This is a genomic window from Afifella aestuarii (assembly GCF_004023665.1).
In the GTDB taxonomy this organism is placed as follows: domain Bacteria; phylum Pseudomonadota; class Alphaproteobacteria; order Rhizobiales; family Afifellaceae; genus Afifella; species Afifella aestuarii.
Genome location: NZ_SAUF01000005.1, coordinates 632,597 through 645,036 on the forward strand (window position 1 = coordinate 632,597; position 12,440 = coordinate 645,036).

10 protein-coding genes are annotated in these 12,440 nt (G+C 62.6%); 9 read left to right on the forward strand and 1 reads right to left on the reverse strand.

What is annotated here, in order from left to right:
- Positions 1 to 115 precede the first annotated feature (115 nt).
- The 9 genes from dusB to hflX all read left to right on the forward strand — a co-directional run bounded on the left by dusB (position 116) and on the right by hflX (position 11,508).
- The gene (dusB, locus tag EO094_RS17085; RefSeq protein WP_128294333.1) at positions 116 to 1,069 is read left to right on the forward strand and encodes a tRNA dihydrouridine synthase DusB; all 954 of its coding nucleotides are present in this window, start codon (positions 116 to 118) and stop codon (positions 1,067 to 1,069) included.
- On the forward strand, positions 1,069 to 2,196 hold the full coding sequence (locus EO094_RS17090) for a two-component system sensor histidine kinase NtrB (RefSeq protein WP_128294075.1): 1,128 nt from the start codon (positions 1,069 to 1,071) through the stop codon (positions 2,194 to 2,196). The genes dusB and EO094_RS17090 overlap by 1 nt, the downstream gene beginning before the upstream one ends.
- Positions 2,193 to 3,632 (forward strand): nitrogen regulation protein NR(I), encoded by a 1,440-nt coding sequence (gene ntrC, locus EO094_RS17095; protein ID WP_128294076.1) that lies wholly within the window; start codon positions 2,193 to 2,195, stop codon positions 3,630 to 3,632. The genes EO094_RS17090 and ntrC overlap by 4 nt, the downstream gene beginning before the upstream one ends.
- A 96-nt stretch (positions 3,633 to 3,728) precedes the next feature.
- Entirely contained in the window at positions 3,729 to 6,008 is a 2,280-nt protein-coding gene (locus EO094_RS17100; protein ID WP_128294077.1) for a sensor histidine kinase NtrY-like, read from the forward strand.
- A complete protein-coding gene (ntrX, locus tag EO094_RS17105; protein WP_128294078.1) occupies positions 6,008 to 7,369 on the forward strand; it encodes a nitrogen assimilation response regulator NtrX in 1,362 nt (453 codons plus the stop codon). The genes EO094_RS17100 and ntrX overlap by 1 nt, the downstream gene beginning before the upstream one ends.
- Positions 7,370 to 7,409: 40 nt before the next feature.
- A complete protein-coding gene (trkA, locus tag EO094_RS17110) occupies positions 7,410 to 8,786 on the forward strand; it encodes a Trk system potassium transporter TrkA (protein ID WP_092812276.1) in 1,377 nt (458 codons plus the stop codon).
- Positions 8,787 to 8,907: 121 nt separating this feature from the next.
- Complete coding sequence (locus EO094_RS17115; protein WP_128294079.1) at positions 8,908 to 9,771, forward strand: D-amino-acid transaminase; 864 nt, start codon at positions 8,908 to 8,910, stop codon at positions 9,769 to 9,771.
- Positions 9,772 to 9,874: 103 nt separating this feature from the next.
- A complete protein-coding gene (gene hfq / locus EO094_RS17120; RefSeq protein ID WP_092812272.1) occupies positions 9,875 to 10,117 on the forward strand; it encodes an RNA chaperone Hfq in 243 nt (80 codons plus the stop codon).
- Positions 10,118 to 10,182: 65 nt separating this feature from the next.
- Positions 10,183 to 11,508, forward strand: a complete 1,326-nt coding sequence (gene hflX / locus EO094_RS17125; protein WP_128294334.1) for a GTPase HflX — start codon at positions 10,183 to 10,185, stop codon at positions 11,506 to 11,508.
- Here hflX and mazG read toward each other — a convergent pair.
- Positions 11,505 to 12,338, reverse strand: coding sequence for a nucleoside triphosphate pyrophosphohydrolase (gene mazG / locus EO094_RS17130; RefSeq protein ID WP_128294080.1), 834 nt, complete (start codon positions 12,336 to 12,338; stop codon positions 11,505 to 11,507). The genes hflX and mazG overlap by 4 nt on opposite strands.
- Between the last annotated feature and the right edge of the window lie 102 nt (positions 12,339 to 12,440).

Genomic DNA, 12,440 nt, shown 5'->3' on the forward strand with positions numbered 1-12,440 from the left:
TTATCGGCAAACATAGTTTTTGCCGGATTTTTCATCATTGCCCGACGCAGATCTCACCATCGATAGCTTGAAGATTGCCGGGCTGTCGATTCCCAATCGCGCCCTGCTGGCGCCCATGTCGGGGGTGTCCGACCTCCCGTTTCGGCGGCTCGCCGCGCGTTACGGCGCGGGGCTCGTGATTTCCGAGATGGTCGCCTGCGACGCCGTGCAGCGGCAATCGGAAGAGGCGCGGCTGCGTGCGGAAGGCGAGGGTCTTTCCCTCCATGTCGTGCAGCTCGCCGCACGCGACGAGGAGGCCATGTCCGAGGGCGTGCGGATCGCCGAAGCGGCGGGAGCCGCAATCATCGACATCAACATGGGATGTCCCGCCAAACGCGTGACCGGCGGCTTCGCCGGTTCCCATCTCATGCGCGATCTCGATATGGCCGAGCGTCTGATCGCCTCTGCCGTGCGCGCCGCCAAAGTGCCGGTCACGCTGAAAATGCGCCTCGGCTGGGACCATACCTCGCTCAATGCGACAGAGCTGGCGCAGCGTGCGGAGAACGTGGGCGTGGCCATGGTGACCGTCCATGGACGCACACGCAGCCAGTTCTACAAGGGCAAGGCCGATTGGGATGCTATCCGACCCGTGGCTCAAGCGGTCGGAATTCCGGTTATCGCCAATGGCGACCTCACGACACCCGAAGATGCGCCAGACATGCTGCTACGTTCGGGAGCGGCGGGGGTGATGATCGGCCGCGGCGCTTACGGGCGCCCGTGGATCGTCGGTCAGGCGGGCGACGTCCTTAAAGGCAAAACCCCGCGACCCGATCCGACAGGGAGAGAGCGTGCCGACCTCATTATGGAGCATTACGATATGATCCTGGCTCACTATGGGCCGGTTCCAGGCGTTCGCATCGCCCGAAAACACCTTGCCTGGTACCTCGACGATTTTGCGATGGACGCACCGGCGCAGGCTGCTCGCGGCAGGCTTCTGCGCGAAACGGAGGCACGGCGCGTAAAGGCCGAACTCGCAGCCCTCTTGCCCGATCTTCGGGCGGACGCCGCTTCCTTGCGCGAGGCCGCCTGATGAAGCCTTACGCAGAAGAGGGGGTGCCGGCGCTCGCGATCCTCAACGCCCTGCCGCATCCGATTTTCGTGGTCGACGCCGACAACACCATTTTGAACGCCAACCAGGCGGCAGAGAGTTTTTTCGGCGCAAGCTCCGCGGTCATGCATCGCGACGGCCTCGAACGCCTCGTGCCTTTCGGCAGCCCCTTGTTTCCCTTGCTCGACCAGGTCCGTTCGCGCGGCGCGGCAATCGCCGAATACCGCGTCGACATGAGTTCGCCACGCATCGGCTCCGACAAGCTCGTCGATATCTACGCAACGCCGGTCTCCATGACGGATGCCTGCGTCTCGGTTCTCCTCCTCCCACGTTCCGTGACGGAGAAGATCGACCGGCAGCTGACATATCGCGGGGCCGCGCGCACCGTGACCGGCCTTGCCGCCATGCTGGCGCACGAGATCAAGAATCCGCTGTCCGGCATTCGCGGCGCTGCCCAGCTCCTGGAAGCGTCCGCGAGTCAGGAAGATCGCCCGCTGACCCGCCTCATCTGTGATGAGACCGACCGCATCGCAGGGCTGGTCGACCGCATGGAAACCTTCACCGACGCCCGCCCGATCGAGCGCGAGCCGGTCAACATTCACCGCGTTCTGGAGCGCGTAAAGACACTCGCCACATCCGGCTTCGCGCGCGGCATCCGCATCACCGAAGAATACGATCCGTCGCTGCCGCCGGTCCTGGCAAACCGCGACCAGCTTCTGCAGGTCTTCATAAATCTCGTAAAGAATGCAGCGGAAGCCCTTGCAGATCAAAACGATTCAGAAATAACATTTCGCACAGCCTACCGGCCTGGGATTCGCTTGTCGGTTCCCGGGACGCAAAGCCGTGTCAGCCTCCCGCTGGAATTCACCGTCATGGACAACGGACCGGGCGTGCCCGACGACGTACTGCCTCATCTCTTTGATCCGTTCGTCACCTCGAAGGCGAATGGCACGGGTCTTGGATTGGCGCTCGTAGCCAAGATCATCGGCGATCACGGAGGCATCATCGAGTGCGAATCCCAGCCCCGCCGCACGCTTTTCCGCATTCTTATGCCGACGCTCGAACAGACGTCGGACGAGCTCGACCTGAAGGAGGATGGAGCCTCGTGAGTCAGAGCACGATTCTCGTCGCCGACGACGACACGGCGATCCGAACAGTCTTGAACCAGGCGCTGTCGCGCGCCGGCTACAATGTCCGTCTGACCTCCAACGCGGCCACGCTGTGGCGCTGGGTGGCGGAGGGCGAGGGCGATCTCGTCGTCACCGACATCGTCATGCCAGATGAAAACGCGTTCGAGCTCTTGCCGCGCATCAAGCGCGTCCGGCCGGAGCTGCCGATCATCGTCATGAGCGCACAAAACACCTTCATGACGGCGATCAAGGCATCTGAGCGCGGCGCTTACGATTATCTTCCGAAGCCCTTCGATCTGAAGGAGCTTATCGCGACGATCGGTCGGGCACTGTCCGAACCGCGTTCGAAAGTGATCGCCGAACACGACCAGCAGGACGAAGCCATCCCGCTCGTCGGTCGCTCGCCGGCGATGCAGGACATCTACCGCGTTCTTGCCCGGTTGATGCAGACGGATCTGACGGTCACCATTTTTGGCGAATCCGGCACCGGCAAGGAGCTGGTGGCGCGCGCGCTCCACGATTACGGCAAGCGCCGCAAGGGCCCCTTCGTCGCCGTCAACATGGCAGCCATCCCGCGGGAGCTCATCGAATCGGAGCTCTTCGGCCACGAACGCGGCGCCTTCACCGGCGCCCAGCACCGATCCGCCGGCCGCTTCGAACAGGCGGAGGGCGGCACGCTCTTCCTCGATGAAATCGGCGACATGCCGATGGATGCGCAGACGCGCCTGCTGCGGGTGCTGCAGCAGGGCGAATACACGACCGTCGGCGGCCGCACGCCGATCCGCACTGACGTCCGGATCGTTGCGGCTACCAACAAGGATCTGAAGAACCTGATCCGCCAGGGCCTCTTCCGTGAGGATCTCTTTTTCCGCCTGAACGTCGTTCCGATCCGCCTGCCGCCATTGCGCGAGCGCACAGATGATATTCCCGATCTCGTCCGCCACTTCCTCGTCCAGGCCGAGCGCGAAGGCTTGCCCGTCAAGACGATGGAAAATGACGCGCTCGATGTGCTCAAACGCCATCGCTGGCCGGGGAATGTGCGGGAACTCGAAAACCTCATCAGACGCCTGACCGCGCTCTATCCGCAGGAGACGATCACCGCGGACCTGATTCGTCACGAGCTCGATCCGATCGGCGACGTGGAAGAATCCGCGCGCCCAGCGGAGGAAGAGAGCCTCTCGAATTCCGTCGCGCGGCACATGACCAATCTCTTCAACGAGTTCGGCGACGCTTTGCCGCCGCCCGGGCTCTATCATCGGGTGTTGCGTGAGATCGAAGTTCCCCTGATCGGCGCAGCTCTGGGCGCCACAAACGGCAACCAGATCCGCGCGGCGGAGCTCCTCGGCCTCAACCGCAACACGTTGCGCAAGAAAATTCGCGATCTGCAGATCCTGGTTGTGCGCGGTCCGAGATAAAAGGGCCGCGCGCACTGTGCGGGCGCCGTTTTTGTGACATATTAGCCACGTTCTGTGCCCACGCATGAGCGATCAACCCGATCGACCGTAGGATCCATGTCCGTCGCCACTAGCCCTGATCTGCCACCCGAACGCATCCGTCCGGGCTTTGGCGAACGCAACCGCATCGCGCGCATGGTCGGCCTGCTCGCGGTCCTGCTGGCGCTTTCAAGCGCCATCGGTACGTTTCTGATCCTCACCGGACAGACCACCATCGAGCCGACGCCTGCGGTTGTGCGCACAGCCGGCCTCTTGAACGGCATCGTCGTTCTTTTCCTCATTGGGACGGTCGCGTTCGAGGCAACTGGGCTTTGGATTGCGCGCAGGCACGGACGCGCCGCCGCCCGGCTGCATGTGCGCATCGTGGCGCTGTTTTCGATCATCGCAGCTCTGCCGGCGATCCTGACGGCCGGAATCGCCTCGATCACGCTCAACAAGGGGCTCGACCGCTGGTTCGCCGAGCGCACCGAAGCGATCATCGAGAATTCGCGGGAGGTCGCGCAGGCCTATGTGCAGGAGCACAGCCGCATCCTGGCGATCGATCTTCTGGCGATCGCAAGTGAGTTCAACCGCGTCGCTCCGGATCTGGAGCTCAACAAAAAGGCGATTGCCGCCTACCTGTCCAATCAGGCGCAGCTGCGCGGCCTGTCAGCAATCGCACTCATCCGGCGCGACAGATCCGTGATCGTCGAAGGCAAAACCTCGACCAACCTCAAGGTGCCGCCACCACCGCAGCAGGTGTTTGAAGATGCCGATGAAGGCCGTCCGGCGCTGATCGCACCAGGCACGACCAATCTCGTCGGCGGTGTGCTGAAGATCACCAGCCTCGACGACGTCTATCTCTACCTTGCCCGTCCACTGGACCCCAAGGTGACGCGACAAGTCCGCCTCACCGAGGAGAGCGCCGCCGAATACGGCCAGTTGCAGGAGAACCGCTTCGGCGTGCAAATCGCCTTTGCCATCCTCTTCGTCGGCATGGCGCTGGTGGTGCTTTTGTCCGCCATCTGGATCGGTCTCGGTTTCGCCAACGGGCTCGTCGCACCGATCCGACACCTGATCGGCGCCGCCAGTAAGATTTCAGGCGGCAATCTCGACGTCAGCGTGCCGGTGCAGGAGAAAGCCGGCGACCTCGGCATTCTGTCCGCAACCTTCAACCGAATGGCGGGCCAGCTGCGATCACAGCGCAACGCGCTTCTTTCCGCCAACAGCCAGCTCGACGAGCGGCGCCGCTTCACCGAGGCCGTGCTGTCGGGCGTCTCGGCCGGCGTTATCGGCCTCAATGCGGACCGTATCGTCACACTCGCCAATCACCCCGCACTCGAAGCGATCGGCGAAGAAGAGACCGGCATCGTCGGTCGTCACGTCAACGAGCTCCTGCCCGAACTGCAGAACGTTCTCGACGAGGTCGCCAACCGCGGTCGCGGTTCGGCACGCGATCAGATCATCATTGCGCGCGAAGGCGAGCCTCGCACGCTCAATGTGCAGGTGACGATCGAGCAGTCCGACGACAGCTCGCATGACGGGTTCGTCGTCACGCTCGATGACATCACCGACCTCGTCGCCGCGCAGCGCCGGTCGGCCTGGGCCGATGTGGCCCGCCGCATCGCCCACGAGATCAAAAACCCGCTCACACCGATCCAGCTTTCGGCCGAACGCATCCGCCGTCGCTTCGGACCACGCATCGACGAAGAGAGAGATCGTGTCGTCTTCGATCAGTGCACGGAGACGATCATCCGCCAGGTCGGCGATATCCGCCGCATGGTGGACGAGTTTTCCGCCTTTGCGCGGATGCCGAAGCCGGTCATGGAAGCGCGCGATCTGCGCGAACTCATCCGCGAAGCCGTCTTCCTCCAGGAAGTCGGCAACCCGAACATCAGCTTCGCACTCGATCTGCCGGAAACGCCCGTCGAGGCGCCGGTCGATCATCGCCTGGTCACGCAGGCGCTCACCAATATCGTCAAGAACGCCACCGAGGCGATCGAGGCGGTTCCGGAAGATGAAAACGTGAGCGGCGAAATCCGCGTGCGCGTGCGCGACGATATCGATCACGCGATCGTCGATGTGATCGACAATGGCAAGGGTCTGCCCCAGGAGGGTCGCGAGAAGCTTCTCGAGCCCTACATGACAACCCGCCAGAAAGGCACCGGCCTCGGCCTTGCGATCGTGCGCAAGGTGATGGAGGAACACGGAGGCTCCATTGAACTTCTCGACGCACGAGCGGCCGGCGTGGATGCCCGCGGCGCCTGCGTTCGAATGAACTTCCCACATACCAACCATCCGGCCGCGACCGAGGCAGAGACAAAGCCTGCGGAACGCGCCGAACAGGAGAGCAAGTGATGGCTACCGACATCCTTGTCGTCGACGATGAAGCCGATATCCGCGAACTCGTCGCCGGCATCCTTGAAGACGAAGGCCACGGAACACGCACCGCCGCCAACAGCGACGCCGCGCTGGAAGCGATCGCCGAACGCAGGCCCGGCCTCATCTTTCTCGATATCTGGCTGCAGGGAAGCCGGCTCGATGGACTGGCGCTTCTCGATGCCATCCACACCGAGCATCCGGCATTGCCGGTGGTGATCATTTCCGGTCACGGCAACATCGAGACGGCCGTCTCCGCCATCAAGCGTGGCGCCTACGACTATATCGAAAAGCCGTTCAAGGCGGACCGTCTCGTGCTCGTGGCGCAGCGCGCCCTGGAGGCGTCTCGGTTGAAGAAAGAGGTGGCCGAGCTCAAGCAGCGCTCGGGCGTCACCAACGATCTCGTCGGCTCCTCGTCCGTCATGCACCATCTGCGTCAGACGATCGAACGTGTCGCTCCGACAAACAGCCGCGTGATGATTTTCGGAGCTTCAGGAGCAGGCAAGGAGCGCGTGGCGCGCGCCATCCACGCCGCCTCCCGCCGCGTCAACGGCCCGTTCGTCGTGCTGAGCTCAGCGGCTATCACGCCCGAAAACATGGAGATCGCGCTCTTCGGGACGGAGGCCGTCGACGGCGAACATCGCCGCATCGGCGCGCTCGAAGAGGCGCATGGCGGCATCCTCTATCTGGAGGAGGTCGCGGACATGCCGCGGGAGACGCAGAACAAGATCCTGCGGGTTCTCGTCGAGCAGACGTTCGAGCGGGTAGGGGGCAGCAAGAAGGTCAAGGTCGACGTCCGCATTCTTTCTTCCACGGCCCGCGACCTCGAAGCGGAGATCAAGGAAGGTCGGTTTCGTGAAGACCTGTTCCATCGCCTGAGCGTCGTCCCGATCCGCGTTCCGTCATTGGCAGAGCGCCGCGAGGACGTCCCCGAACTCGTCGATTATTTCATGGCACAGATCGCCCAGACAGCCGGCCTGCCGACGCGGCGCATCGCCGATGATGCAATGGCCGTGCTTCAGGCGCACGACTGGCCGGGCAACATCCGTCAGCTGCGCAACAACGTCGAACGGCTGATGATCCTGACCCAAGGAGATGCGGAAGCGATGGTGACGGCCGCCATGTTGCCGCCGGAGATCGGCGAGATCCTGCCTGCGAGCCCCGCCGATGGATCGGCCCACATCATGTCACTGCCTTTGCGGGAAGCCCGCGAGGTGTTCGAGCGAGAATATCTGTCCGCGCAGATCAACCGTTTCGGCGGCAATATCTCACGAACGGCCGAGTTTGTCGGCATGGAACGCTCGGCCCTGCATCGCAAGCTGAAGAGCCTCGGGGTATAGAGCCTCACGGCGGCGGGATTCTCGCAACAAAGGACATTTCATGCGCGTCATCATTTGCGGCGCTGGCCAGGTCGGATACGGCATCGCGGAGAAACTGGCGACGGAGAACAACGACGTCACGGTGATCGATCGTTCGCCGCATCTGGTGAATGCCATTCGTGACACGCTGGACGTGCGCGGCTTCGTCGGCCATGGATCTCATCCGGACGTTCTGGCGCGCGCTGGCGCCGACGAGGCGGATATGCTGATCGCCGTCACCTTGTACGACGAGGTGAACATGGTCGCCTGTCAGGTTGCCCATTCTTTATTCAATCTGCCGACCAAGATCGCCCGCATCCGCTCCCAGACCTATCTCGCCAAGCACTGGAGCAACCTGTTCTCACGCGATCATCTGCCGATCGATGTGATCATTTCACCCGAGGTCGAAGTGGGCGAGATGGTGCTCCGCCGCCTTGCGCAGCCGGGTGCCGTCGAGACCATCCCTTTTGCCGACGACAAGGTGACGGTCCTCGGCATCGTCTGCGACGAAAACTGCCCGGTCATCGACACGCCTCTTCGTCAGCTCACCGAGCTCTTTCCCGACCTCAATGCCATTGTCGTGGGCGTTTTCCGCAATGGAAACCTGTTCGTGCCGCGCTCGGCCGATCAGATGATGGCGGGAGACCTCGTCTACGTGATGACCGACACGGGGAGGGTGAAGCGCACCCTCACGATTTTCGGCAAGCAGGAGACGCTCGGCTCGCGCGTCGTCATCGGCGGCGGCGGCAATATCGGCCACTACGTTGCCCACCATCTGGAGAAGCGCAATCCGCGCGCCAAGATCAAGGTGATCGAGATGGACCGCGATCGCGCCGTCGAGATCGCCGAGGCGCTCGACCGCACCGTCGTGCTGCATGGTTCGGCGATGGACGACGTCATCCTGAAAGAGGCCGATATCGCTGAGGCCGACACGATGCTCGCCCTCACGAACGACGACAAGGTCAACATTCTCTCTTGCGTGATGGCGAAGAAGCTCGGCTGCCGACGCGCTATGAGCCTTTTGAACGATTCCGCCTTCCCGCCGTTGGTGCGCACGATCGGCATCGACGCTTTCGTCGATCCGCGCGCCGTCACCATCTCGCGCATCCTGCAACACGTCCGCCGCGGCCGTATCCGCAACGTCCACACGATCCAGAACGGCGCAGCCGAGGTGATCGAGGCGGAAGCTCTGGAGACGTCGCCGCTTGTTGGCCGCCCATTGCGCGAGCTCGATCTGCCGGGCGGCATCCGGATTGGTGCGATCTTGCATGGCGGCGAGGTTATCGTCCCGACGGGCGCAAGCCAGATCCGAAAGGGCGACCGCCTCGTCATCTTCGCCATTGCCAATCAGGTGCACCGCGTCGAGCAGATGGCGCGGGTGAGCCTCGAGTACTTCTGATTGCGCGTAGCCGGCGCCTGCGCGTCGAAGGGCACACGCCTTGTCGTGCGGCCTTAATCTTGCTTAGTGCCGTTGCGTAAATCGCGCACGCACGAATCCTGCGTTGTGGAGGAGTTTTCCGATGTCGAGAGTGGCCTATGTCAACGGCCGGTATGTTCCGCACGCCCATGCGATGGTCCATGTCGAGGATCGCGGATACCAATTCGCCGATGGCGTCTACGAAGTCTGCGAGATCTGGCACGGCCGTCTTGTCGATATGAAGGGCCATCTCGACCGTCTGGAGCGCTCGCTGCGTGAGCTTTCGATCGCCATGCCCATGACCCGCGCGGCCCTGACGGCGGTCATGCGCGAAACCGTGCGCCGCAACCGCGTGACCGAAGGCATGGTCTACCTGCAGATCACGCGCGGCGTGGCTCCGCGCGAGCATATTTTCCCGCCGGCGAGCACGCGTCCGGCCGTTGTGATCACGGCCAAGACATTTGACCGCATCAAGGCCGACAAGCAGGCAGAGGAGGGGGTTACCGTCATCACGACGCCGGACAATCGCTGGGAACGTGTCGACATCAAGACTGTCGGTCTCCTGCCGAATGCGATGGCGAAGCAGAAAGCCAAAGAGGCCGGCGCCAAAGAAGCCTGGTTCGTGGACGCGGAAGGCTACGTCACCGAAGGCTCATCGACGACGGCCTGGATCGTCACGCAGGATGGCGCGCTCGTCACCCGTCCGAACGGCACGGGAATCTTGCCTGGCGTGACGCGGCAGACGGTGGAAGAGGTTGCCCGACGCGACGGGCTGAAGCTTGAAGAAAGAAAATTCACCCCAGAAGAAGCCAAGGGTGCCCGCGAAGCGTTCATGACGGCAGCGACGACCCTCGTCATGCCCATCGTGGCGATCGACGGGCAGAGCGTGGCCAATGGTCGCCCCGGCTCCATTGCGACGGCTCTCCGACAGCGTTTTCATGAGGTGGCGCAACTGGAAGCGCACTAGACGCTACCTATATCTGGGTAGGTCTTGTTGAGGGGTGACAGGCCGAAGCGAAACAGGCAATCTGTTTCGCGCGGCGCAACAACAATAAAGGTCGACGGAGACAATGGGCGACAAAAACCAAAACTTGCAAGATACATTTCTGAACCACGTCCGTAAGGCAAAAACTCCGCTCACAGTTTTTCTCATCAACGGCGTCAAGCTGCAGGGAATTGTCACGTGGTTCGACAATTTTTGCTTGCTTCTAAGGCGTGATGGGCATTCGCAGCTTGTCTACAAGCATGCGATTTCCACGGTCATGCCCAATCAACCCGTGCAGCTATTCGAACCTGAAGACGACAACGGATAGGCTGTTTGCAACCCAAAGACCGCAACACGCTCGACCTGGAAACCGGACCAGAAGCTGCGCTCGACATGTCTCGGGCGCTCATACTTTTGCCGGAGATGCGCGGGCGTGAAGACGAGGCGACCCAGCAACGGCCACCGGAAGCGCGACGTGCAGAAGCGATCGGCCTTGCCGAAGCAATCAAGCTCGACGTTGCCGAGGCCCTTGCCGTCCCTCTGCGAAAGGCGACGCCGGCGACACTGTTCGGCCCGGGCAAGGTCGAGGAATTGTCCGTTCTCGTGCGGACGCTGGCGACGGGCCTCGTCATCATCGATCATCCGATCACACCCATCCAGCAGCGCAATCTGGAGCGGGCGTGGAACGTCAAGATCCTCGACAGAACCGGCCTCATTCTCGAAATCTTCGGTGAGCGTGCCCACACCAAGGAAGGCACGCTGCAGGTGGAATTGGCCCACCTCAATTACCAGAAGAGCCGGCTCGTTCGTTCATGGACGCACCTTGAGCGTCAGCGCGGCGGTTTTGGCTTCCTCGGCGGACCCGGAGAGACGCAGATCGAGGCCGACCGACGCCAGATCCAGGACCGCATTCGACGTATCGAGAAACAGCTGGAGAGCGTCCGCAATACGCGCAGCGTTCACCGTGCCAAGCGCCAGCGCGTGCCTTATCCGGTCGCAGCGCTTGTCGGCTACACCAATGCCGGCAAGTCGACGCTCTTCAATCATCTGACCGGGGCTGAGGTCCACGCCGAGGATCAGCTTTTCGCCACGCTCGATCCGACGATGCGACGGGTCGGCCTGCCACATGGCGAAACGCTGATCATCTCCGACACGGTCGGCTTCATCTCGCATCTGCCGACCTCGCTCGTGGAGGCGTTCCGCGCAACGCTCGAAGAAGTTCTCGACGCCGACCTCATCGTTCATGTGCGCGATATCGCATCACCGGATGCTCAGGCGGAGGCGGAAGACGTCAACGAGGTGCTGTCCGAGCTTGGGATCGAAGCGGGCTCCGACCCGCGTCTCGTGGAGGTCTGGAACAAGATCGATCTTCTCGACGCCGATGTCGCCGAGGCGCTCAGGCGCAAGGCGGCCGGAGCGACGGACAAGGTCGTTGTTTCAGCGCTGACGGGCGAGGGGTTGTCCGATCTCCTCCATGTGCTGGAAGAGCGCCTGTTCAAGGAACGCGCCGTCGTTGAGGTGGTTTTCCAGGCCGCCCGGTCGGGCGAAGCCGCCTGGCTCTATGACAACGGCGAGGTTCTTTCACGTTCCGACGACCCCAAGACAGGCGAAACGCGCCTCGTTGTGCGTCTGCCGAGCGGGCGTCTTCAGAAGCTGCAGGAACGCGCGCGAGGCGACGGCGTAACGCTCAACGTGCCGAAGGAAGCGCAAACCGCTTAATCTGATCCGGGCGAACCTTCGCGCGACTTCGCGGCCTGCCACAGCGCTTCCATCTCATCGAGCGCGGCGTCTTTCATGGATCTGCCGTCCTTCGACAGCCCGTGTTCGACAGCTTCGAAACGGCGGCGGAATTTTTCGTTCGTGCGCCGCAACGCGGCGTCCGGGTCGATTCCGCTCTTGCGAGCGACGTTAACCATAGCGAACAAGGCATCGCCGATTTCGCCGGTCAGCCGCTCGCGATCATCAGCGGCGATTTCCGCCTCGACCTCGGCGATTTCTTCATTGAGCTTGTCGAAAGCGCCCGAGACGTCGGGCCAGTCAAAACCGACTTTCGCGGCTTTCTCCTGCATCTTGAGCGCCTGGAGAAGACCGGGAAAGCTGCGCGGCACATCCGCCAAGAGGCCGGGATCGGCAGGAAGACCCTGGCGCAGCCGCTTTTCCCGTCGTTTGGCTTTTTCCTCAGCCTTGATCTCGTCCCAGCGGACTTTCACCGCAGCCGGATCGGCCGCCGTGCCATCGCCGAAGACATGCGGGTGGCGTCGCACCATCTTTTCCACGATCGCATCGGCAACGTCGTCGAAGGCGAAGACACCGGCTTCCTCGGCCATGCGAGCGTGAAAAACGACCTGCAGGAGGAGATCGCCGAGCTCCTCGCGCAGATCTTCGAGATCGGCACGCTCGATCGCATCGGCAACTTCATAGGCTTCCTCAATCGTATAGGGCGCGATGGAGGAGAAATCCTGCTTCACATCCCACGGGCAGCCGCGTTCCGGATCACGCAGGTCGGCCATAACGGAGATGAGACGATCGATGGGGCGCTGTTCTGACATGAGAACGCCTTAGCGCTCGCCAGGCTGTGCGCCAAGGGGAAGAGCAGACTGAACGCGCCTCAGCGCAATACCGCGATTCGCATAAGATGCATTATGGAACCT